Origin of the sequence: Aureitalea marina (assembly GCF_002943755.1) — a bacterium.
Taxonomy (GTDB): domain Bacteria; phylum Bacteroidota; class Bacteroidia; order Flavobacteriales; family Flavobacteriaceae; genus Aureitalea; species Aureitalea marina.
In genome coordinates this window covers 1,143,681-1,167,754 of the sequence record NZ_MQUB01000001.1, presented here as the reverse complement: position 1 = coordinate 1,167,754, position 24,074 = coordinate 1,143,681, and the positions used below count along the sequence as shown (strand labels likewise).

General features: G+C 46.7%; 18 protein-coding genes and 2 pseudogenes. 5 read left to right on the top strand and 15 right to left on the bottom strand.

The genetic code is table 11. The annotated features are described in order from the left end of the window. Window position 1: 1 nt before the first annotated feature. From BST85_RS05280 to aroC, 3 genes are all read right to left on the bottom strand, one after another. A complete protein-coding gene (locus BST85_RS05280; RefSeq protein ID WP_146090659.1) occupies window positions 2–799 on the bottom strand; it encodes a hypothetical protein in 798 nt (265 codons plus the stop codon). A 121-nt stretch (window positions 800–920) separates the two neighbouring features. Beyond that, a complete protein-coding gene (locus BST85_RS05275) occupies window positions 921–2,246 on the bottom strand; it encodes a dicarboxylate/amino acid:cation symporter (RefSeq protein ID WP_104812295.1) in 1,326 nt (441 codons plus the stop codon). An 11-nt stretch (window positions 2,247–2,257) separates the two neighbouring features. Beyond that, window positions 2,258–3,322, bottom strand: a complete 1,065-nt coding sequence (gene aroC / locus BST85_RS05270; RefSeq protein ID WP_104812294.1) for a chorismate synthase — start codon at window positions 3,320–3,322, stop codon at window positions 2,258–2,260. A gap of 170 nt (window positions 3,323–3,492) precedes the next feature. On the opposite strand from aroC, the gene BST85_RS05265 reads away from it, so the two are divergent. Further along, window positions 3,493–4,320 carry a UDP-2,3-diacylglucosamine diphosphatase gene (locus BST85_RS05265; protein ID WP_104813912.1) on the top strand — a complete coding sequence of 276 codons (828 nt, stop codon included), beginning with the start codon at window positions 3,493–3,495 and terminating at the stop codon, window positions 4,318–4,320. A 7-nt stretch (window positions 4,321–4,327) separates the two neighbouring features. Here the strand turns inward: BST85_RS05265 and BST85_RS05260 are convergent, their stop codons facing one another. After that, window positions 4,328–7,234, bottom strand: coding sequence for an FAD-binding and (Fe-S)-binding domain-containing protein (locus BST85_RS05260; RefSeq protein ID WP_104812293.1), 2,907 nt, complete (start codon window positions 7,232–7,234; stop codon window positions 4,328–4,330). 97 nt (window positions 7,235–7,331) lie between these two features. Between BST85_RS05260 and BST85_RS05255 the strand changes: the two genes are divergently transcribed. Together BST85_RS05255 and BST85_RS05250 are read left to right on the top strand one after the other, a co-directional pair. Next, window positions 7,332–7,814, top strand: a complete 483-nt coding sequence (locus BST85_RS05255) for a hypothetical protein (protein ID WP_104812292.1) — start codon at window positions 7,332–7,334, stop codon at window positions 7,812–7,814. 4 nt (window positions 7,815–7,818) lie between these two features. Then, on the top strand, window positions 7,819–9,168 hold the full coding sequence (locus tag BST85_RS05250) for a membrane dipeptidase (protein ID WP_104812291.1): 1,350 nt from the start codon (window positions 7,819–7,821) through the stop codon (window positions 9,166–9,168). A 92-nt stretch (window positions 9,169–9,260) separates the two neighbouring features. Here BST85_RS05250 and BST85_RS05245 read toward each other — a convergent pair whose 3' ends face one another. From BST85_RS05245 to BST85_RS05195, 11 genes are all read right to left on the bottom strand, one after another. Then, window positions 9,261–9,728, bottom strand: coding sequence for a protease complex subunit PrcB family protein (locus tag BST85_RS05245; protein ID WP_181039962.1), 468 nt, complete (start codon window positions 9,726–9,728; stop codon window positions 9,261–9,263). Then, window positions 9,718–10,848: an N-acetyl-alpha-D-glucosaminyl L-malate synthase BshA gene (gene bshA / locus BST85_RS05240; RefSeq protein ID WP_104812289.1), complete on the bottom strand. Its 1,131-nt coding sequence runs from the start codon at window positions 10,846–10,848 to the stop codon at window positions 9,718–9,720. Before bshA ends, BST85_RS05245 begins: the two co-directional genes overlap by 11 nt. Before the next feature lie 75 nt (window positions 10,849–10,923). Then, window positions 10,924–13,842 (bottom strand): serine hydrolase domain-containing protein, encoded by a 2,919-nt coding sequence (locus tag BST85_RS05235; protein ID WP_104812288.1) that lies wholly within the window; start codon window positions 13,840–13,842, stop codon window positions 10,924–10,926. A gap of 19 nt (window positions 13,843–13,861) precedes the next feature. After that, complete coding sequence (locus tag BST85_RS05230; protein ID WP_104812287.1) at window positions 13,862–14,347, bottom strand: ABC transporter ATPase; 486 nt, start codon at window positions 14,345–14,347, stop codon at window positions 13,862–13,864. A gap of 1 nt (window position 14,348) precedes the next feature. After that, window positions 14,349–15,515, bottom strand: a complete 1,167-nt coding sequence (locus tag BST85_RS05225; protein WP_104812286.1) for a porin family protein — start codon at window positions 15,513–15,515, stop codon at window positions 14,349–14,351. 175 nt (window positions 15,516–15,690) lie between these two features. After that, complete coding sequence (locus tag BST85_RS05220) at window positions 15,691–16,482, bottom strand: (Fe-S)-binding protein (protein WP_104812285.1); 792 nt, start codon at window positions 16,480–16,482, stop codon at window positions 15,691–15,693. A 3-nt stretch (window positions 16,483–16,485) separates the two neighbouring features. Next, entirely contained in the window at window positions 16,486–16,920 is a 435-nt protein-coding gene (locus BST85_RS05215; RefSeq protein ID WP_104812284.1) for an LNS2 domain-containing protein, read from the bottom strand. Beyond that, window positions 16,913–17,209 (bottom strand): hypothetical protein, encoded by a 297-nt coding sequence (locus tag BST85_RS05210; protein WP_104813911.1) that lies wholly within the window; start codon window positions 17,207–17,209, stop codon window positions 16,913–16,915. The genes BST85_RS05215 and BST85_RS05210 overlap by 8 nt, the downstream gene beginning before the upstream one ends. A 34-nt stretch (window positions 17,210–17,243) precedes the next feature. After that, the gene (locus BST85_RS05205) at window positions 17,244–18,560 is read right to left on the bottom strand and encodes a 4Fe-4S dicluster domain-containing protein (protein ID WP_104812283.1); all 1,317 of its coding nucleotides are present in this window, start codon (window positions 18,558–18,560) and stop codon (window positions 17,244–17,246) included. Window positions 18,561–18,563: 3 nt separating this feature from the next. Continuing rightward, window positions 18,564–19,517, bottom strand: coding sequence for an MlaD family protein (locus tag BST85_RS05200; protein WP_104812282.1), 954 nt, complete (start codon window positions 19,515–19,517; stop codon window positions 18,564–18,566). Window positions 19,518–19,570: 53 nt separating this feature from the next. After that, window positions 19,571–20,692, bottom strand: a complete 1,122-nt coding sequence (locus tag BST85_RS05195) for an N-acetylmuramoyl-L-alanine amidase family protein (RefSeq protein ID WP_104812281.1) — start codon at window positions 20,690–20,692, stop codon at window positions 19,571–19,573. A gap of 586 nt (window positions 20,693–21,278) precedes the next feature. Between BST85_RS05195 and BST85_RS05185 the strand changes: the two are divergent. Together BST85_RS05185 and BST85_RS05180 are read left to right on the top strand one after the other, a co-directional pair. Beyond that, window positions 21,279–23,680, top strand: a pseudogene (locus tag BST85_RS05185) (putative LPS assembly protein LptD). A gap of 10 nt (window positions 23,681–23,690) precedes the next feature. Further along, a pseudogene (locus BST85_RS05180) lies at window positions 23,691–24,073 on the top strand (Rid family detoxifying hydrolase). Window position 24,074 lies beyond the last annotated feature (1 nt).

The window sequence follows — 24,074 nt, the reverse complement described above, 5'->3', positions numbered from 1 at the left end:
CTCATTCGCCATAAACGCGAAAATTATCGAATCCGGCATAATCGGAATCTCCGTTTTGCCGGATTCCTATTATTAAACCAACTGTTGTGACACCCGGTGGTATGGAAATGATCGCTGTACCTTCGGTAGTCAGATTAGCACTTCCATCGACCAATAGGATATGTCCCTGACCCACCTCATCGTGGAATACTTCGTAACGGACATCATCTCCGTTGTCAAATTCGAATATGTCGTAATCGAAAGCAATCCGCACATTGGTCAGGGAAGAGACATCAACCGGATCAAAAACGATCTCATGAAAGAAGTTGCCACCGCCATTGGTATTATTTAGGTCCCTACAGCCCAAAAAATTGTTATATACTCTATCAATTTCTTCTGTCCCACTTCCCAAGTCGCTAAGGGCGTTCCAGTGATCCGGAGGCACGGAATAAAATATGGGATTTATGGTATAGTTCCAACTGACCTCGCTGTCAAAGTCCTGTCGAGCCAGGGTTTGGATATGAACTTCAAGAGTATGGATGCTCTCCCAGTAAATGCCATTCCAGATCTGGAGTTCCCCAGTGTCCACAACGAACACAATTAGGCCGATATCCAGTGAATTGGCCAGAATCAGATCCCGTTGTGCGTAATTTTCCACCCGAGGTGGTAATAAGCCAAGATACCTATTGCCTCCAGTAGTCGATGAGATCTCCAACATAGCAGCACCGGACAATGTCGTTGTTCCTATTCCCACCTGGGCTGAAGCGAGGTTTGAAATCAGATTTACAGCGAGAAAAATAATGAGGACGATACTCCGCATAGCTTTTCGATTTAGCGGGAGTATATTGAAAGTGGTTACAAGTTATATCAAATCCGGCCAATTCTGGGAAATCCTACTGACCGAAAAGGAATATCGACTTACAATTTGAGTATATCGATGACTATTTTACCTCCTGGTAGTGCTCGTCCCAGTCTTTGACATGCGGTTTGCCCAGTTTGCCAACTGATTTGGCAACGATCATCGATACCGTGGCGTCACCGGTCACATTAACTACAGTTCTACACATGTCTAACGGCCTGTCTACTGCGAAGATCAACGCCAATCCGATGGCTAGTCTGTCCGCAGGGAATCCGATAGACTCCAGGACAATGACCAGCATAACCATACCTGCTCCAGGTACAGCTGCAGACCCAATTGACGCTAATAAAGCGGTAAGAACAATGGTCAACTGATCAGCCAGGGTTAAATCAAAAGCCAGGGCCTGTGCGATGAAAACGGCTGCGACACCTTGATAAAGGCTTGTTCCGTCCATATTGATGGTGGCTCCAACCGGAAGTACAAAACTACTAACCTCTTTGTCTACACCGATATGCTCTTCTACCCGCTCCATGGTCACGGGGAGCGTTGCTGCGCTGGAACTGGTTGAAAAGGCCAATAACTGGGCCGGGGAAATCTGAGTAAGGAACCAAAATGGGTTTTTACGGGTGTATACCCCTACTACGATCAGGTAGAACACGATCATTAGCATCAAACCAACTATAACGGTCAGGGAGTATTTGAGAAGGGCTACCAGGAGATCAGGATCACCTGAGGTAACCACGACGTTGGCCAAAAGAGCAAATACCGCCACAGGAGCGGTGAGCATGATAAGGTCGACCATTTTGAGCACTACATCGTTCAGCGAATCGAAGAAATCTTTCAGCGGTTTGGCATTCTTCTCTCCGATCAGCAACATAGCGATCCCAAATAAGATGGTAAAGAAGATCACTTGTAACATCAGGCTATTGTTGCTCAGGGCGTTGAAGGCGTTATCCGGGACCATGTCTACCAGGAACTGTAATGGCCCGCTCTCCTTCTGCCTTCCGGCTTCCGCTATCTTGGACTGTACGCCCGTATCTCCGGCATAAGTGTCCGTCAGTTTAGCGATGGTCTCTTCGGAGATTCCATCTCCAGGTTGCACCACATTGACCAAAAGTAATCCGATGGTAATGGCACAGACCGTGGTCACCACATAGATAGCGATGGTTCTCAAGCCGATATCCCTGAATTTGGAAATGTCCTTCAGATCCGAGATCCCTTTGATCAGGGAAGCCAGGATCAGAGGAATGGCGATCAGTTTCAACATTTTGACGAAGATGGTTCCAAATGGATTTATCCAGTTGACCACAAAGTCTCTACCTCCGGAAATATTGGTCATGACAAAACCAAAGATCAGCCCTAGGAGCATGCCTATGAGTATTTGCCAGTGTAATGCTATTTTTCTCATCTGAAGTTGAATTATAGTTTAGCGCTGCGATCCTCTAACCAGAAATCGACAAGGGTCAAAGCAGCCATGGCCTCAACGATGGGGACAGCTCTGGGCACCACACAGGGATCGTGCCTCCCCTTTCCTTTCATCTCCACAGTATTTCCGTCTTTATCGATGGTTTGTTGGGATTGCATGATCGTCGCCACGGGTTTAAAGGCCACCTTAAAGTAAATGGGTTCTCCGTTGGATATACCACCTTGAACCCCTCCACTGAGATTGGTCTGGGTACTGCCATCCGGGTTGAACAGATCATTGTGCTGACTTCCTTTTAAACGGGTTCCTGCAAAACCACTGCCGTATTCAAATCCTTTGACGGCATTGATGGATAACATGGCCTTGCCTAATTGGGCGTGTAACTTGTCAAAAACGGGCTCACCGAGTCCTACGGGAACCCCGTCAATGTAGCAACTGATAACCCCACCAACGGTATCACCTTGTTTTCTGATACTTCTAATATAGTCCTCCATTTTGGCGGCTGCTTCCGCATTGGCCGTGCGAACTGGGTTCCTCTCGATCTCAGAAAAATCTAAGGGCATGCTGTTTTGATCCAGTTCTAACTCACCAACAGCCGAGACATAAGCTGTGATCCGAACATCCTTCAGTATCTGCTTGGCTATTGCCCCTGCAACCACCCTGGACGCAGTTTCACGTGCTGAGGAACGTCCACCGCCCCTATAGTCCCGTATGCCGTATTTCTTGTCGTAGGTGTAATCCGCGTGCGAAGGTCTGTAGCTATCCTTGATGTGCGAATAATCCCTGGATTTTTGATCCTGATTGTGGATCACAAAACCAATAGGAGTCCCTGTGGTCTTCCCCTCAAATATCCCAGAGAGGAATTCTACTGCATCCGCTTCTTTTCGTTGGGTTACTATGGCCGATTGTCCTGGTTTCCGGCGTGCCATCTCATGCGCTATGGCCTCGATATCCAGGTCCAGGCCGGCAGGACAACCCTCGATGATGCCTCCGATGGCCGGTCCGTGGGATTCGCCAAATGTGGTCAATTTAAAGATTTTGCCAAAGCTATTCCCGGCCATAGACAGGTTTTGAACAAATGTAATTTTTCCGACCGAATATAAAAAATATACCCAGGCTTAAAGATTTCGAAATATTCCAAGTAATTGGTAACCTTAAAAGGTTCAATTCGTAACGCTGGGTTAAAATCATAGCAGTCTTATTTTAAGTTCTTTGCGTGAAATCATTGCCTGTGAAACGCAAGGTTGAACTTGTCGTGTTATCAGATATTCACTTAGGGACCTATGGGTGCCATGCCAAGGAAGTACTGCATTATCTGAACTCGGTTAGGCCCAAGAAATTGGTCTTAAACGGAGATATTTTCGATATCTGGCAGTTTCGGAAACGGTATTTTCCAAAGGCTCATCTTTTGGTCATCAAAAAGATTATTTCTCTGGCCACCAAGGGCACCAAGGTTTATTACATCACCGGTAACCATGACGAAAAACTCAGGCGATTTGGAGGGACCAAAATGGGGAATATCAGCATCATGGATAAGCTGGTCCTGAACCTGGACGGTAAGAAAGCCTGGTTCTTTCATGGAGATGTTTTTGATGCATCCATCCAACACGCCAAGTGGATCGCCAAATTAGGCGGGTGGGGTTATGACCTACTCATCCTATTCAACCGATTTATCAACGCAGGACTGAGCAAACTGGGTAAAGAACGTTATTCGCTTTCAAAACGGATCAAGAATAGTGTCAAATCGGCGGTGAAATTTATCAGCAATTTCGAGAAGACCGCTAGCGATCTCGCCATTGACAATGAGTTCGATTATGTGATCTGCGGGCACATCCATCAACCTGTGATCCGTAAGGTCACGAACGAAAAAGGCTCTTGCCTGTATTTAAACAGCGGCGATTGGGTGGAGAATCTGACAGCCCTGGAATACAATAACGAACAATGGCGCTTATATCACTTTAACCCAGAAAGACATCGCTTGAATCATCTAGAAGAAGATCCACTTGTTCTGCCAGATGATCTGGGTAATTTGATCTCGGCCTTCCAAAGACCAATCTAATCCATCACTAAATAAGGGCGTTAACCAATATGCTTACTGGATGCAGAGCCTCCACTCCTGCTCCATCCTTGATCTGATGGCGGCAACTGGTCCCATTGGCAGCAATGAGGGTGTTAGGTTCCAGCTTGCGGACGGATGGTAATAATTTATGTTCCGCGATCGTCATGGAAATTGCATAGTTCTCCTTTTCAAACCCAAAACTACCCGCCATACCACAGCATCCGGAGGGAATTAGTGTTGGCTTATAATTGATCGGGATATTCAACAGATCGAAGGTTACCTTTTGGTTGCTTAAGGATTTCTGATGACAGTGCACGTGGATTTTTACCAACTGCGGTGTTTGGGTAAATTGATCCGATTTTATTTTACCTTTTTGGAATTGATCCACCAGGAATTCCTCTATTAAAAAAACCTGGTCTGCCAGTCTCAAGGCTTGTCCTCTGTCGGTTGCAAGGCGTTTATATTCATCCCGAAATCCTAAAATGGCAGAGGGTTCCAGGCCCAAAATTGGTGTTTCTTCCTGAAGGTGTGGTGATAATTCTGCTATGTTCATATCTACCTGGATCTTTGCCTGTTCCAGGAAACCTTTGGAGATCAAAGCCCTGGCGCTATCCATATACATGACCTGGACACAATAACCCAATCCAACCAACAGTTTAAGCGCATCTTTGGCCACATGAGCATCCAGGTAATTGGAAAACTCATCCACAATCAAAATGACCAATTGCCCTTCACCTTGGTGATTATTAGACGATCTTTTATACCATTGGTCAAAGGAAGGCTTTGAAAGAAATGGAAGAGTCCTTTCCGGAGCCATGCCAGCAACTCGTTTGATCATCCCGGAAAACAGTTCATTGCCGTAGAGGAAATTGACTAACGAGGGCCACTTGCTACCGATGCGGTTAACCCGACTACTATACGCAATGAGCCTATCCTTTAGACGGTAGCCCTTCTCCTGCTGGTATTGATAGAGGAATTCTGAGCGTGCGCTGGCAACATCGACCGTGCTGGGGCATTCTGTAAGACAGGCCTTACAACCCAAGCAAAGTTGCATGGCCTCATGGAGTTCGTTCGAGGCAAGTAGTTTGTCTTCTTCCAGGCCCGTAAGAACTTCCCTCAGCACGTTAGCCCTGGCCCGTGTGGTATCTTTTTCGTCCAGGGTGGCCCTGTAACTGGGACACATCATCCCAGATGCCTGAGCTGTCTTTCGGCAATCCCCACTTCCGTTACACTTTTCGGCAAGACGCAAGAGCCCACCCTCAGGATCAAAGTTCATCAGGGTTTTGATCTGAGGTTCCTTCCTTTCCGGTGTGTAACGAAGGGCCAGGTCCATAGGCCAAGGGTCTATGATCTTGCCTGGGTTGAAGATGCCATTTGGATCAAATAATTGTTTGATCTGTCTAAGGACTTCGTAGTTCTTGTCCCCTATCATGAGCGGGATCATCGAACTCCTCACGATCCCGTCTCCGTGTTCACCAGAGAAGGATCCCCTGTATTTCTTGGTCAGTTTTGCCACTTCCAAAGTGATCTCACTGAATAAGCCTACATCCTTTTGTTTTTTCAGGTTCAGTATAGGCCTAAGGTGCAGTTCGCCCGCGCCGGCATGGGCGTAGTAAACCGCCTTTTGGCCGTAATGGTCCATGAGCTGAGTAAATTCACCGATAAAAGCGGGAAGATCTTCCAAGGTAACAGCGGTGTCTTCAATACAGGCCACTGCCTTTTTATCCCCGATCAAATTACCCAAGAGACCCAGACCAGCTTTTCGCAATTCCAGGGCGTGATCTATGGTCTCATCCTTCAAAGTAGCAAGATGATAGGCACTGGCAGATTGGATCAGATCTTTTTCAAGAGCCCCAGCTAGTCGGTCAGCCTCCTTGTCCGTATCGGCCTTGAGCTCTAACATAAGGATGGCCTTGGGATTTCCCTGAACAAAGGCACGCATCCCTTGGTAGAGCGTATTTCCCTTGGTGCAATCCAGGATCACATCATCCATTAACTCACAGGTGTGCAAAGGATGGTTCATGGCTAATTGGACGTCCTTCAAGGCCAATTCCAAGGAATTGTAATGAGCGGCGATCATACGAACCCGATCTGGTGCTAATGGATCGAGTTGCAAAGTGATCTCTGTGGTCAGGCTAAGGGTTCCTTCACTCCCACACAAAAGCTCACATAAATTGAGGTTCCGGCCCTGTGTTTCGAATAGGTTACTATCGATGAGTTTATCGATGGCATAGCCTGTATTCCTTCGGTGAATTTGGGGATTGGGAAACTCCTGTCTAATCTCCTCACGGACCTGAACCGGGCTAAGCAATTGATGAATCCCGCTATACAATCGACCTTCAAGTCCGTCCGTATTCATTTTGATTGCCACTTCCTCCGGTCCAAGTTCCTGGAAGACGTATTCCCCACCATCACTGAGGACAGTCTTCAGGGCAATCACTTTATCCCTTGTAACCCCGTAACGAATGGAGGTGGTGCCACTGGAGTTATTCCCCACCATTCCGCCTATCATACAGCGACTCGAGGTGGAGGTATTCGGACCGAAGAACAAGCCATGAGGCCTCAAGTAATCATTGAGTTCGTCTCGGATAACCCCGGGTTGCACGCGCACCCTTCGTTCTTTGAGGTCCAATTCCAGAATCTTATTCATGTATCTGGAGGTGTCCACAATTATCCCTTCGCCAACGCACTGACCAGCTAGGGATGTCCCAGCTGTTCTTGGCGTCAGTGATGTTTTGTGATCTAATGCAAAAGCAACCAAAAGCTTTAAGTCTAGGGCGTTTTTGGGATAGGCTACCGCCAAGGGTATCTTCCTGTAGACCGATGCATCTGTGGCATACATCATTTGATGTAATTCGTCCCAGTGAAGTTCGCCGGTCAGGGAATCTTTTAGTGCAATTAAGGCATCTTGCATTGGTTAAAGGTATTACTAATGCCCATCGGAGACAAGTACAAATTGAACTTCAAACAATAGGCTATTGACCTCGGCCGTTTTTAACTAAAATACGTTTATGCATCGTATTCTTGTTCTCATAGTGATGTTCCTTGTCACTTTCCCGCTTTATGCGCAAACAGAATCCCGTAATGCCCTGGGTGTACGCCTTGGAGATAGTGACGGCTTTGGTACTGAACTCAATTATCAGCACGCACTGAGAGCACCTAATCGGTTGGAGGTCGGTTTGGGTTGGTCAGGGAATTCACAGGCGGACCTTTACAAGTTAAGCGGGTTTCATCAATGGGTATGGCATGTTGATGGCCGGTTCAATTGGTATGCCGGACCCGGACTGGGTGTAGGTGTGGTCGATATTGACGAAGGAGCCATGGTTAGCTTTGACGATGAGGTCTATTTCTTCTTAGCCGGAGTCATAGGGATCGAGTACGATTTTGATTTCCCATTACTCGTATCTTTGAGTATGCGCCCCGAGATCGGATTTGGACAGTACCGGGACGATCTGGAACTGGATCTGGGAATCGGGTTGCGCTATCAGTTCTGAGATCATGGGCAGATATGTCGATATCCATTGCCATCCTGCGATGAAGGGTTTTGGTAAAAGCTTTAAGTATGTTCCAACCGGGCAAAACCCCTTGGATCCATCCAAGCGCAATTCCATCTGGCGTCAAAAGAAACCCAATGTGGGCCAAAAACTAGTCAACCGATTAGTTACCCTAACTAAGTTCACCCAGACCGATATGACTACCCTGGCCAAGGCAGATGTGGATCTGGTTGTGATCAGCCTCTACCCTTTTGAAAAACATTTCCTCAGCCGCCGGATATTGGGTTGGAAAGGACTAACCGACCTCTTGGTCAACCTGGCAGCAGGTATCAGTCAAAAGCGGATCGATCATGTACTGAGACATCGCGATTATTTCCAGGACCTTCTGGATGAGCTGAATTATTATAAGCAATTGGACAACCAGGTGGTGAAGATCGATGGAATCTTTTATACCTACAGACTGGTGAGTTCTTTTGCTGAGATAGAAACCAACAGAGGATTATCTGTTGGCAATAAGCGTATCATAAACCTGGTTACAAGCATTGAGGGAGCTCATGTGTTGAATACGGGATTGGAAATGGATCAGGACACAGCAGATCCAGATGAGGTCATGGAAAACCTCGCTGCCATCAAGTCCTGGGAGCACCGGCCATTATTCATGACTTTTGCCCATCACTTTTACAACGAACTCTGCGGGCACGCTCCAAGTATTAGCCTTTCCCTGATCAAGGAAAATCAGATCCGAGGCCTGGATGCGGATTTCACCCCACTTGGCCTGAAGGTGTTAAAAGAGATGTTGAACGAGCAGTCTGGCGCACGCATCCTGATCGATGTCAAGCATATGAGTATTGCCTCTAGGCAAACCTATTATCAACTTTTGGATCAAGAGTATCCCAATGAGGACATCCCCATTGTAGCGAGTCATGGTGCTGTGAATGGTTGGCGAAGCCTGACCGATCAACGTTCAGACTATCCGAACAGAACGCAATGGTTCAATCCGGTGAGCATCAACTTTTCTGACCGGGAAGTGGTCCGTATAGCCCGATCCAATGGATTACTTGGCATTCAGTTAGATGAGCGGAGAATAGGGAATAAAAAGGCGGTCAAGGCATCCAAACGTTTTTGGCCCAATAAGCGGAAACAGCTCAACCGGAAAGCCCTCTTGGTATGGAGGCAGATCGAGCATATGGCTGAGGTACTAGATCATAACGACCTATTCGCCTGGGGTATACAGTGTATTGGCAGTGATTTTGACGGCATAGTCGATCCCATCAACGGATTGTGGACCGCCACCAACATCAAGGACCTGGAAGAGGAGTTACTGAACCATGCCAACGATTATCTAGCCCGGTAATCCAATGGATTAAAGGACTACAATAGGATATCATCCCAGGAGATCGTTTCCCGGGTATGTAATCTAAATGCCGAAGAATTTATCAGGATGTACTACCGCTGAGCAGTAATCTCTTCGAAACTCACCTTGCTACCAGGTCTTGGAATACGTACCAAAGTGAAGGGAGTGGTCATGACCGTGGTGGCCATTTCGTCAGCGCCCGGTTTGTCGATCTGGTAATAGACGATCCATTCGGATCCTGTGTCTACCACTTTTTTCACATGAACTTCTATACCACCGGAATTCTGCTCTCCCAGGTTGATGAAAACCATGGAATACTTTGCAAAATCGACCTGTGGTAGTTTATAGGATTTGGCACGGCCCATATTGGCCATTCCAACCACTTTTAAAAGGTCACTGCTGGAAGAGATCAGGCTAAAATCCTGCCTTTTGTTGTTACTTTGAGCGTCCTGCATAATGACCTCGAATTCCACCGGGTCACCTTTTTTCATGTTGGACATTTGCTGGGCCTGAACAGACAGGGTCAATCCCAGGAATAATAAGGTTAGGTTACGAAACATAAGAAAGTGCTTTGTCATAAACAGCTTCGTACAAAGGTACGATGTTTTTGGTTTCAAATTTTGTTGCTATTGCCCTGGCCTGCTGCTTAAATCGTGCCAAAGTCTCGTCTTCCTGAAGAATATGAACAGCTTTGGACGCCATATCCTCAATATCGCCCACATTGCTAAGGTATCCGCTTATACCATCCTTATTCACTTCGGGTAAACCACCTGTATTGGTCGAGATCACAGGAACTCCGCTGGCCATGGCCTCTAGGGCCGCAAGTCCAAAGCTCTCTTTTTCAGAAGGTAACAGGAACAGGTCGCTAAAACATAGGATCTTATCCACCTCTTCGCTATTCCCCAGGAAGTGTACCATTTGTACGATACCCTTTTGCTGGCAAAGCCGTTCGGCTCGTTCTTTTTCAGGTCCCTCACCAACCAATACTAATTTGGCAGGTAATTGCTGCCTGACCTTATCGAAGATCTCGATAATATCAATAATTCTTTTGACCGGGCGGAAGTTACTGATGTGTGTGATAATACGTTCGTTCTCCTCGGCCATCAGTGCTCTTTGACATTCGGTGAACTGATATTGGTACTTACTTAGATCTATGAAGTTGGGAACCACATGAATGTCATTCTTGATATCGAAGAGTCTAAGGGTGTCGTCCTTCAAACTCTGAGAAACGGAGGTAACCATCTCACTCTTATTGATGCTAAAGGTAACCGCAGGCTTGTAGAATGGATGATTACCGACCAGGGTTATATCCGTACCGTGAAGCGTGGTAACCATTGGGATGTGAATTCCTTCCTCGGCAAGCATCTTCTTGGCCATATACCCCGCATAGGCATGCGGAATGGCATAATGCACGTGCAATAACTCGATTCCGTAAAGCTTGACCATATCCACCAGCTTACTGCTGAGCGCCAATTCGTAGGGCTGATATTTAAATAAGGGATATTGGGGAACGTGTACTTCGTGAAAGTGAACTTTATGGGAGATCAACTCCAGACGGACTGGTTGTTTGTAGGTGATAAAGTGCACCTCGTGGCCGTGATCGGCCAGGGCGATGCCCAATTCTGTCGCTACAACTCCACTACCACCAAAGGTGGGGTAACACACGATTGCAATCTTCATGCAGGTGAATTTTTAGGGGAAAGTTACTCCTTTCCAATCAAGGAGATGGTAAAAATCTGTTAATACTGGATGGCCTCAGTCCCGTATGATGGCCTCGTAGATGACTTCCTGGATCTGACTTCTAAGGTCACTGCTGATGAGCATGCGATTGTCTGCGGTGGGATAGGTCCTGTTAGATAGAAATACGTAGACGATCTCCTCTTCCGGGTCTGCCCAGGTAAAGGTGCCGGTAAATCCGCTGTGACCAAAACTGGTCATGGAGACACAGCCACAAGTGGGGCCTACTTCTCCCAGTTGCGGCTTATCGAAACCAACTCCCCTTCGTACGTCATCATCACAATAATAACAGGTATTAAAGGCATCGATCACATCTCCGCTAAAATAGGTCCGTCCCCCGTATTGGCCATTCCAGAGGTACATCTGCATGATCTTGGCCACATCGTTGGCATTTCCAAACAGACCCGCATGCCCACTAACACCTCCCAACATGGCTGCACCTTGATCGTGCACATAGCCGTGTACCTTCTGCATCCGGAAATAGTTATCTTCTTCTGTTGGCGCGATCTGATCAAGGGAGAATTTTTCCAAGGGTTTGTAGGTGGTTCGGTGAGCTCCCAAGGGCTCATATAAGTTGGCTTGAGTGATTTTTTCTAGGGAGTTTCCGTAAAAGTCCTCCAGGTATTGAGCCAATAAATAGTATCCCAGATCACTGTAGCGATAACCGTTTCTCTTCCTCAGGTCGCTGTCCTTTATTCGCTGGTAGATGCTGTCCTGATAATCACTGCGCATAAACATCTTGCTGGCTACCCTGGTGTTGAATCCATCGCCTGCTTCTCTCCTGTAGTAGTCACTGGAAGGACCTCCTGTTTCGTTGTTCACCGTTTCAGTGTAAAATGGGATCCAAGCTTCTAAGCGCGCATAATGCGAGAGCATTCTTTTGAGAGAGATATCAGATTTATTCGAATTGGCCAGGGAAGGAATCATTTTGCCCAGGGTAGAATCCATGTTCAATACGCCGCGATCAAATAAACCCATTAGCATAGGTACAGTAGCGAGGATCTTTGTCAAGGAAGCCAGATCGTAAATGTCTTCATCCTGGACGAGGCGTTTCTTCTCTGGGGTGTGGTAACCGAAACTCTTGCGGTAAACGACTTTACCTTTGCGTGCGACTACAACCTGGGCACCTGGCATCATAGTGGCGTAGATCCCTTCCTCTACCATGGTATCTATCTTGGCCAGAATCTCGCTGTCCAACTGCACGCTCTCGGGACTTCCATATCCTAAGCGTTTGATGCTGACGGTCTCCAAACCGGAGCCAACGGGGAATTCGGAGCCACAACTCACCGGTAATTTCCCTCTTGCCGCTCTGGCACCAAAGATCAGCTGAGCGGAGAGATCCTGGGCCAGTTCGCTGTTCTGGTAAGAAACGATAAGCCCTTCAATATTAGCGGTACTCTCCAGATCTAATAAGGCATAAGGCCTGGTAAAGATATCCAGGATCACAGTCTTCTCTGCCGCAATGCCCTCGATAAGCTGAACATCCGTCTGGGACATGTTGTAATCTTTCCAGGGATTGGCATTGGACTTATGAAAGCCCATGATCACTAGATCGAACCCACTGAGTTTTTGTCGATAGGATTGCAGGGAGTTCGCTTTTATCCATTGGACATCTGCATACTTTCTAAGTCCCTGGTGAAAGAATTCGCCGTCGTCATCGCCCATTTGAACATAGGCGATCTTTTTCCCTTCCAGTTGTGTGACCGGCAGCAGGGATTCATTTTTGAGCACCGTCAAGGCCGCCGCCATCGCCTCTTCGTTCAGTATATGGTCCTGGGGTGTATTCAGATCCTTGAACAGGTTCTCCTCAGTAACATCCTGGTAATCGGCTAATCCCACCTTATACTTGGCCTTAAGTATCTTCTTGACCGAGTGAGACAACCGATCCTCACTGATCCGTCCATCATTGTATGCCTTTAAGATCAAGGCATGGGCCTTGGGTACGTCTTCAGAGATTAAAAGAATGTCATTCCCCGCCTCAAATGCGGCCAGGTCTATAGCTCCAGGTTCTTTAAAGTCTGCCGCGCCCTTCATGTTTAGCGCATCGGTGAACACCAAGCCCTTAAACGCCATTTCTTCCTGCAACAGCTGGTGTACCACTGACGGAGAGATGGAAGTTGGATAGCCACTCTCAGGGACCAGTGCAGGAACGTTCAGATGAGCGATCATCACGCTGGCCAAACCTTGGTCAATCACAGTCTGATAGGGCTTTAGCTCGATACTATCCAGACGCTGCCGGTCAAAGTTCAGGGTGGGTAAGGTCTTATGCGAATCGCTGGCCGTATCCCCGTGACCGGGAAAGTGTTTGCCGCTTCCCAATACTCCGGCTCCCTGCATTCCCTGCATCAGCGCACTTGCTTTATTCGTTACATTCTGGACATCCTCTCCAAAGGATCGATTCCCGATGATCGGATTCTGAGGGTTGATATTGATATCCAGAACCGGTGCAAAGTTGATGTGAACACCCATTCGTTTGGAGTGTTCTCCGATACGACGCCCCACCTGCTCCACGATACGATCATCCTGTATGGCTCCCAGGGTCATGTTCCAGGGATAAGCGAAAGTGGAATCCAGCCGCATGGCCAGGCCCCATTCTGCATCCATACCAACCATCAGGGGCACTTTAGAAAGTGCCTGCATTTGGTTATTCAAACGTGCTTGCCTGATCGGACCTCCCTTAGAAAAGATCACCCCTCCTATTCCGTAATTGGTAATCAGGGATTTGACCTTATCGGTTACAGATTCGGGGTCTCGTGAAAAAACATCCACCATGAACAATTGCCCGATACGGGCTTCCAGGGTCATCTGGTCGTAGATACTATCGACCCATTGGGTCTGTAAGTTCTCTTCTGAGGACACCAACAGGGGATCTGGTGTCTGACTCCATAGCCCTGTCACCAACAGTGCGAAGAGTGAGGTTAAGGTTAAGCTTCTCATTATGGGGAAGATACAAATTCTATGCTAAAAATCGGCTGTGCCAGCTCTCTTTGGCCGGAACCTCCCAATGCTCCTTGTACTCGGCCTTGGTATTCACCAAATTGTTGAAAACCACCGTCTTTCCAGATACGGATCGGGACTTGGCCATCGCCTTAAAATCGGCCAGGGTCTTGTGGGCAATATAAGGGCCGTTGTAAAAGGTCACATTCATTTTATCCATCAGGTCTAGATCGAACTCCTTTTCCAGGGACTGAATAAAATGAACACTGGCATCTATACTACAGCCGGAAGCAGAAGCATTTTCCTGGTTTAGGCCGATGACGATAAAGCGGTTATGGCGTACTTCAAAACCGGCTTCTAAGTTTTGACCGTGAGCCGTCCACTGCTCTAAGAACTCTTGGGTTCTGAGTTGTATCTGCTCTACTTCCTCCGGGAGAAATTTCCGATTGGATTGATAGATCCAGACCCTCGAGTGATCTGGTAGTGCGTTAAATTCGACAAACATGCTAGAATAATTGAACTCCAGCTACAAAATTAATGGTATTATTTGTCATTTTATTCCTTGAGCCTTGAAATACATCACCCTCAAAATCGAATCGTGACTCAACGAAGAATCGGTCGACATGAATACCAAATCCGATAAGAGGTTTTCCGATTCCGAAACTTGGTTCTTTCAGATCAATGTTGGTGGCCGAATAAGTAATGGAAAGCTCCTTAACATAGGTATAGAGGAAACCTGCTTGTAGGGACAAGCGAACTTTATCAGTAATAGGAAAATAATAACGTGCTCCCACAGGGATCTCGAAGGAGGTAAGATATTTCAGGGTGACATCTTGTATTGGAGTGTTGATCGATCCGGTCGGTTGCTGAATGGTCTTATCAATGCCCGGGTAATAACCTAAACCTAAGAATAAAGCCCAATGGCTTTTTTCTCCTGAAAGCATGATCTCACCTTCGGCCTCTCCCCTGAAACTAGTTTTACTTCCAAAATCACCTCCGAAATTTTCAGAGAGATCATTTTCAACTTCATAATCAGAAAAGTTGACACCGGCCTTTAGTCTCAAGGTAATCTTCGGCTTTCGCTTTTCCTTGTCAAGTACTAAAACTGCATCTTCAGAGATACAGTTATTGAATTTCTTAAAGATTCCGATCAATGATGATTCCTGGTATAACAAGGATTCAAAATCAGAAGGACTCAGACTCAAGCAATCTGCAAATTGAGTGGCCAACTGACCTCTGAACTGCCTATTGTAGGCGATATCCTGGTCCTTTAGATATCTTTTGTAGACCAGTGGCTGGATGGATGCATCTCCTCGTCTAAAATAGAAGCGATCTCCTCCGTCATCTTGAAGTACAAATAGATCGGCCTGCCCATCCACAACTAGCTTTATAAAGCCCGTTCTGAAACTCCAATCCGGTTGACTTGAAAAATTCAAATTGTTCAACCGATCAATAGACTGATCGTATCGGATCCGTCTTCTTAAGTAGATGGAATTGTCCTCAATGGTAACTTCTTGAACAGATTCTGCTGACACGGAAACGGTTGGGCCATCCTTTTCCTTGAATTCGAAAGAAACATCCCATGGCTTAAGGGGTTGGTTTTTGATAAGACCCTCTACTTTCTTACCGCTGTGGAGGGTATAGGAGCCTGGAACAAATTCATTCTGAGCCATTAGGCAACAGCAAGTTAAGAACGTAGAAAGAACAAGGAATAATGTGCGCGAAATCATGGGGTATAATTTGGATTAAAAGAGCCAAATATATACCCTTTTTCAGGTAATGTTTATGCGTTGAAAAGAAAAAATGCGAACTCCCTGACCCTCAGTAATTACTGGTCTTAGCGCCGCTTTATAGATCCGAAGCAGTGGCAATCATCTCGGCCAGGTCCATCACCTCTATATCTCCTTCACGTTCGGCAGCTTTAACTCCATCGGTCATCATGGTATTACAGAAAGGGCAACCGGCAGCAATGATCTCGGGCTTGGTGTCCAAGGCCTCTTCGGTACGTTCAATATTGATGTCCTTGTTTCCTGCTTCCGGCTCTTTGAACATTTGAGCACCGCCGGCACCACAACAAAGCCCATTGCTCTTACAACGTCTCATTTCTGTCAGTTCGACTTCCAGTTTGCGCAGTAGCTCGCGTGGAGCTTCGTATTCGCCATTTGCCCGTCCCAAATAGCAAGGATCATGGAAGGTAATTCGCTTGCCTTTGAAACTTCCACCTTCCACTTTCAACTTGCCTTCGTTTAGCAAGGATTTCAGAAACTGAGTATGGTGTAGCACCTCGTAGTTCCCTCCTAATTCGGGGTATTCGTTCTTAAGGGTATTAAAGCAGTGCGGACAGGTAGTCACGATCTTTTTGATCTCGTAGCCATTAAGAACCTGTATATTCATGGCGGCCTGCATCTGGAACAGGAATTCGTTTCCAGCTCGTTTGGCAGGATCGCCGGTACAGCTTTCTTCAGTACCCAAAACGGCGAAGGAAACTCCTGTCTTGTTCAGAATCTTCACAAATGCCTTGGTGATCTTCTTTGCCCGGTCGTCAAAGCTACCTGCGCAGCCCACCCAGAAGAGTACTTCCGGGCTTTGGCCCTGGGCCATCATTTGGGCCATGGTCGGTACTTGGATGGAGTCGCTCATAACTTAATCTTCAAAAACCTCTATGGTCACTTCCTTTTCGATCAGGTCTGTAAACTTACCTCTGTAGCGCGTTGCGCGAACCAAGTGGTTATCAATCCAGTGGTAGTTACCTCCACGGGGTTTACCCATCAGCAAACTATGATAATTAAACCCATGCTCCTTCAGCCAAACCTCGGTCACTTCGCGGTGATCTTCAGTGCGGGAGGTAAAAAAACAAATGATGTGTCCTTGGTCATACCATCTGTTCAAGGTCTTTAGGGCGTCTGGATAAACCTCGGCAGTGGCCATTCTTTCCGGCTCCTCATTGGGAATATCATCGCAGATTGTCCCGTCAATATCGATCAGGTAATTCTTAATTCCTTCTGGTAGAATAGGACTAACGTGCTCCCCTTCTTCCAGTTTTTCTTTCAACAATTTCTTTACGTCGTCTTTATTCATTTTGGTCATTTAATGCTCTAAAATCTTCTTTACTAAGTCTAACATATAGGGCCAGCCTGTGCTGACCAGGTTTTTTGTATTTCGGGTTCTCACTCTCCAAGATCGATTGCCTGTAGGCCTCCCTCTTCAATATTTCCAACTGCTTGTCCGAACAGTAGTCGCAGAACACCTTCTTTACGACTACAGAATCCAACTCGATCTGATCATTGACAAACAAGCGCGTATACATCTTGAACTGCAAGGAATCTGCACGATAACCGGACGACTGAGCCGTCGCAACAGATCCCATGGTCAAGCATGCTATCGTTATGATTACTTTCCAATTATTCATTGATCCAATTGGCCCGATCCATTTGATTAAATGGCCAGGGGGCGCCGTTATTCTCAATATTGGTCATAGTCACATTTAGCTCTGATGGAGCCGCAGACTGTTCCATAACCAGGAATTGTCTCATATCCATGATAATGGATAATGGGTCTATACTAACAGGGCAAGCTTCGACACATGCATTACAGGAGGTACAAGCCCACAACTCCTCTGTAGAAATATAATCTCCTAATAGCTGTTTTCCTTCTTCGATCTTGCCGTTTTTCTCCATTTGTTTCCCCACCTCTTCCAGCCTGTCCCTGGTATCCATCATTATCTTGCGAGGAGATAATTTCTTTCCGGTCTGATTGGCTGGGCAAACACTGGTACAACGCCCACATTCTGTACAGGTATAGGCATTTAGTAGCTGCACTTGGTTGAGATCGATCACATCACTGGCTCCAAATTTGGCCGGAGGTTCGGCCGATTCTGGTGGTGCCGCAAAAGGATCGGCATTGGGATCCATCATCAATTCGACCTCTTTGGTCACAGCCTCATTGTTGGGGAATTGCCCAGCAGGGGTCAATTTGCCAAAATATACATTGGGGAATGCCAGCAGTATGTGTAAGTGCTTGCTGTAATAGAGGTAGTTCAAGAAGACCAGTATACCTAGTATGTGGATCCACCAGGCTGTTCTTTCCAAAAGAACAAGTGATTCTACAGACATGGAATCGATCAGCGGCAACAGGTATTGACTCACAGGAAAACTTCCTGCAGCCTCATAGTGATCGGCACCTAAACGCTGCAATTGCAAATCGGCAGCATTCATGGTGAGGAACAAGACCATCAAGACCACTTCAAAATAGAGAATGATGTTGGCATCCTGTTTAGGCCAGCCCTTCATTTCAGGGGACAGGAAGCGTTTGATCCGTTGCATGTTCCGTCTAACCCAAAATACGATCACGGCTATCAGCACTAAAAGCGCCAAGATCTCGAAGGACGCGATCAGGACATTGTAGAACGACCCCATAAATGCAAAGATCCGATGGGTACCGAATAAACCATCGATGATGATCTCGAGAACTTCCAAGTTGATAATGATAAAACCTAGATATACTATGATGTGCATAATCCCGGAAACAGGCCGGACAACCATTTTGGACTGTCCTAGCGCGATCCGCACTACATTGCCCCAGCGCTGCTTGCTGTTGTCTGTCCTGTCTATGACGCGTCCCAGTTTGATCCGACCGATCACCTTTCTAATGTTTCTGACAAAGAAGCCTATCCCGCAAATGAGAATTATGGCAAAGAGTATGTTTGGGAGCAAATGCACAGCTTATTCTGGGGGATTTTGTGGTTCAGCTTCGTAGGGTTGTGCCTTCTTACCAAAAACTGAGAAGTGCACATAGCGCTTCGGATTTTCCTTGAAATCAGCCAGTAGTTCCTCCAACTCCTTGGATGCGCCGGCCAAATTATCGTATAAGGCCTCGTCGTAGAGCAGCTTACCAACGGTGCCCTCCCCGCTCTCAATACGGGTAGTTATCTGTTTGAAATCGTCTACAACTGCTTGTAGGTCAGCAGCGATTTTTGCCGTTTCTATTTGAGCTAAAGAGTCCGAAATGCGAGCAAAGTTAGCCGTTGTGGTATCCAGGTTTTGAATGGTTCTATCCAGGCTTTCTCGGTTATCTGCCAGTAAAGATTTGGTATTCGCGGTAATGCCCTTAACGGAGGCCATGGTGGCATCCAGACTTGCTATAGCCGATTTCAGATCGTTTCTGGTTTCATCATTTAGTATGTCGTCGATATCGTAGAGAACTGTATCTAGCCTGGCCAGAGTCAAGCGGATGCTTCCTTCTAATGGACTAAAGGTATCCATGAGCCCATCCAGCATCCCTTTCGTTATTGTACCGGTGAGGGTATCGCCTGATACGGCAATATTGTTGATGTCGTACTTGGGTTTAATTCCCAGGTTATTTCCACTGATGAAACCACTGCTGTAGATCTCTACCATGCTCTCCTTGGAGAATTGAAAGTCACTGTCTACAGAAAAGGTGACAACTAGCCCACCTTGGTCGTTGGCAAAATTGATCTGCTCTACGCGTCCAACTTGCAATCCGTTGATGGTAACGGGTGCCGACGGAGCAAGGCCATCCACATTCTCGTACAGGACGTAGTATATCCGTTTGGAATTTAAGAGGTTAGAGCCTTTGAGGAAGTTATATCCAAAGATGAACAACAAAATGGCTGCAATTGCCAGAATTCCGGATTTGATTTCTCGTGAGCGATTCAACGGGTAGAGTTTAAGACGAAAACAAAGGTAGAAATAAATTGAGTATGGCTACCCTAATTACTTCTGGATTTGAGGGCTTCCTGTAGCGGAATTTTCTGACCATCCCTAAAGGCCACTACATAACTGGAAGAATACCCCTTCTCTCTGGTAAATCCCTTCATGATCTGAATTTCATTGTAATCTGATGTGGCCCCATAGTAATACTTGTAAAGGCCATCTTCTTGATTCCTGCTTATATTCACCAGCCCATTCCACTGGGCAGGTTTCAGTGAAATTTTTCGTTTACCGGCAGCCAATTGCACTTTAAATTCGATCCCGGGATAAATATTCTTCACCACGGATTCTGTAACTTCCTCAACCTGTTTTTCAGTGATCTTCGGCTTCACATTGTTTGCAGTGGCCAACATGATGTTATCCCTATATGCAACTATACCTTTGGCGATCTCCTCGGACATGTCCTTTCTGCCTTCTTGCGAATTGACATAATGACCTTCGGAATTATGAGTCAGGAAACCGAGTTCCACCAAAACACTTGGCATGTAGGTGTTGTGCAGCACCCACCATACATCTTGTTTAACGCCCCTGTTCTTGCGTCTTAGATTATTGACCATGTTGTTCTGGATCAAGCCAGCCAGCATAATGCTCTGATCAAGGTATTCCTCCTGCATCAGCGATAGCCCGATCAGAGTTTCAGGCGATCGGGGGTCGAATCCAGCATAGATCTCCTCGTAATTGTCCTCTAGGAAGATCACCTCGTTCTCTTTTTTTGCAGTGTCAAGATTCTGATCACTTTTATTCAGTCCCATAACAAAAGTTTCGGCACCATGGGCCTGTGTGTGATGCGAGTTGCAATGAATCGATACAAAGACATCGGCGTCATATCTATTCGCAATAGCTGCACGCTCGTGCAATTCCAGAAAAGTATCGGTAGTCCGGGTGTAAATCACTTTAAAGCGTTCATCCTTTTCCAGGATCTTCCCTACCCGTTTGACTACATCCAGGGCAATATCCTTCTCTTTGTATCCGTTCCCCAGATTTCCGGGGTCCTTGCCTCCGTGTCCGGCATCAAGAACAACAATAAAGGGTTTTGTGGTATCATTGTTGCGCGCTTCAAAAGGAACACTGACACCCAATGAAAAAATTATAAGTAGGAATCCGAGCAAATTTGATCTCATGCTTGTACTAGTGTTAGGCGGCTTATTTGTTACTCGAAAACTCAAAGCCCAAATAAAAATACGTACTTTTGAACCCATCAAAAAACGAGCCGAAAGTGGTGAATGTTGTCAGGTTAACCCCACATTTGATAGACCTAAAAACGCGGGGTGCACCCAATTGCGTCAACCAATAAAATCACCTACTTTGTTCAGGCCAACCGTAATTTGTCAGAAAAATACGAATTTTTAGCCCGTAATCTTGCAAGTCAGAACGCAAATTTTATTCGGTTTTTTGCTCCTGATTGTCCCAGTTTTACTTGTTGAGGGCATTCGTGCACAGGATATCCAACCCGGTCAGCAAGTGGAGATAACGGCGGGTAGTCGTCAGGACTCCATCACTGGCCCGGTAAGTGATACCACTCTTACCCGGCCCATTGTAGGTGCCGAATTTAACCAGGTCTTGGCCGATACAGTGAGGACAGACACTGTTGCGGCCGAAGAATTCTTACAGGACATAGTGGAGTATTACGGGGAGGATTATGTCTACCTGGACCGTAAGACCAACAGGATCTTTCTGTACAACGAGGCCTATGTGATCTACCAGGATATGCGGATCGATGCCGGTCTAATCATATTGGACTACAATACCAACGAGGTCTATGCCAAAGGAATAGACAGTGCAGGGGTGTATTCTCAGTCTCCGATATTTGTGCAGGCTAACAACAGGGTTGAGCCGGATTCCATCCGATTTAATTTTGATACCCAAAAAGCCCTGGTCTACAATTCCAAGACAGAACAAAATGGTTTCAATGTGATCTCCGAGGTGACCAAAAAGGAGAACGATTCTGTCTATTTCCTGAGCAAGGTGAAGTTCACTACCTCAGAAAATATAGACGACCCTGAGTACTATTTCTACACAAGGAAAGCCAAGTTCGTACCGGGAAGTAAAGTGGTAACCGGGCTCACCAATATGTATATCGCCGATGTGCCGACACCCATCGGTTTACCATTTGCCTTTTTTCCATTGACGGACGACCGGGCTTCTGGGGTAGTCATACCAAACATTGGAGAGAACAACAACAGGGGGTTCTTCTTCCAGAACGGGGCTATTATTTCGCAATCAACGATTATGTGGACTTGACGGTTCTGGGGGATTACTACACCAATGGTAGTTATGGTCTGCGCCTGGAATCAGCCTATGCCCTGCGATATAAGTTCCGAGGTAATCTGAGTTTTAGGTTGGAAAACCTGATCAACAGTGAGCGAGGTTTTCCGGACTTTAGTGAATCGCGTTTGTACAACATACGATGGAACCACAACCAGGACGCCAAAGCCAGCCCCAACTCCCGATTCTCAGCCTCGGTGAACCTGGGAAGTAGCCAGTATTACGCCCAGTCCATTAACCAGACCAATAATGCCAGTTCACTGGTCAATACCCTGGCCTCTTCGGTCTCTTATTCTAGGACATTTGAAACTCAACCGGAGATCAATGTGACCCTGGCGGCCACCCATTCACAAAATACGAATACGGAGACCATCAACATGACCTTGCCGAACCTGAATGCAACTGTTTCCCGTATCTTTCCTTTTGCACCAAAAACCGGTACCAAAAAGGGGATATTGCAGAATATCAACATGCAGTATGATCTTAGTGCCCAGAATCAGATCACTACAACAGATTCCCTGTTCTTTAAATCAGAGATGTTCGATGATGCCCGCATAGGTGCTAGGCACAACATCCCGATCAGTACTAATTTCAAGATATTCAATTACCTCAGTGCCTCTATGGGCGCCAATTACCAGGAAACCTGGGTGGGAAGAACCTTTGACCAGCGCTACGATGAAGAAGCCAACAATGGAGAAGGCGCTGTGGTAACCGACACCGTCTCTGGATTTGATGCCTACAGGACCTATAACTTCAATGCCAGTTTAGGAACAACCGTTTATGGTACATTTAATTTTGGAGAGGATAAAAAGATTCAGGCCATACGCCATGTGATGAGGCCTCAGATCGGATACAGTATTCAGCCTTCCTTCGATCAGTTCTATGATGAATATGTCGTTCCTTCGGCTGACCCCGAAGTGGCCGATCAGGTGGTCACCTACTCTCGCTTTCAAAATACGCTGTTTGGAGCCCCGACAGAGAATCTGAGCAGCAGTCTGGGATTCTCACTCAGTAATACCATCGAAGCTAAGGTCAGGGACCGGGATACTACGGCCACTGACCCCAAGAAGATCTCCCTGATCAACAACCTTAATTTCTCTACCGGTTACGATTTTGCGGCAGATTCCCTCAATCTGAGCCCGGTGCGGTTTACCGGAAGTATACCAATTGTGGAAAAGCTCGATTTCAACTTCAACGGCACCCTGGATATCTACGCCCTCAATAACAACAATCAACGGATCAATACCCTGAACATCGATAATGGCGGTAGCCTGTTCAGGCTGACACAGGGGAATATTTCGATCAACTACTCTTTTTCCAGCAAGGATTTCCAAAGGGGGCGTTCTGATGAGCAAGAACGAGAAGAAGGCTTTAATAGTGAGACATTTAGAAATGGAGGGCGTCCGGATGATCTGTTTGGAGATGCGACCCCCATCAATGCCGGTCGATTTGATCCGGTTCAGACTGGCCCGGACCGCGGGCCGATCAGCAATACCTGGTATCAGAACGAGATCCCCTGGACCTTTAGGCTGGCTTATACCATGACCTATTCCAATGCCCAACGGCAGAATGAGATAACCTCCCAGTCCCTGATGTTCAGTTCTAACGTAGAACTATCGCCGCGATGGAGTGTGGGTATATCCTCGGGTTACGATTTTAAGAACAAGGGGGTGACCCTGACCAATTTGCGCTTCCAACGAGACCTGGAAAGCTGGCAGATGAGTTTTAACTGGACCCCTATCGGAGCGCGGAATACGGCCTGGTACTTCTATATCGGGATCAAATCCGGTATGCTCAGCGATATCAAGTGGGAACAACGTAGAGAACCAGACAGACAATTATAACACCAATAATATGGCAGCTAATATCATCAATACACCAAACGCCCCATCACCCATCGGTCCTTACAACCAGGCCGTGCGATACGGGGATCTGGTCTTCACCTCAGGACAGATCGCGATCGACCCCACTACTGGAGAATTGTTCAAAGGGGGATAAAAGAGGAAGCCACACTCGTCATGGAGAACCTGAAAGCCGTATTGGCGGCCGCTTCTATGAATTTTACTAATGTGATCAAAACCTCCATTTTTGTCAGTGATATGGAAAATTTTGCTGCGGTAAATGAGGTTTATGGGCAATACTTCGACGAAGCTACAGCACCTGCCCGTGAGACGGTAGAGGTTGCCAATCTGCCAAAATATGTGAACGTGGAGATCTCTATGATTGCCGGGGCCTAGG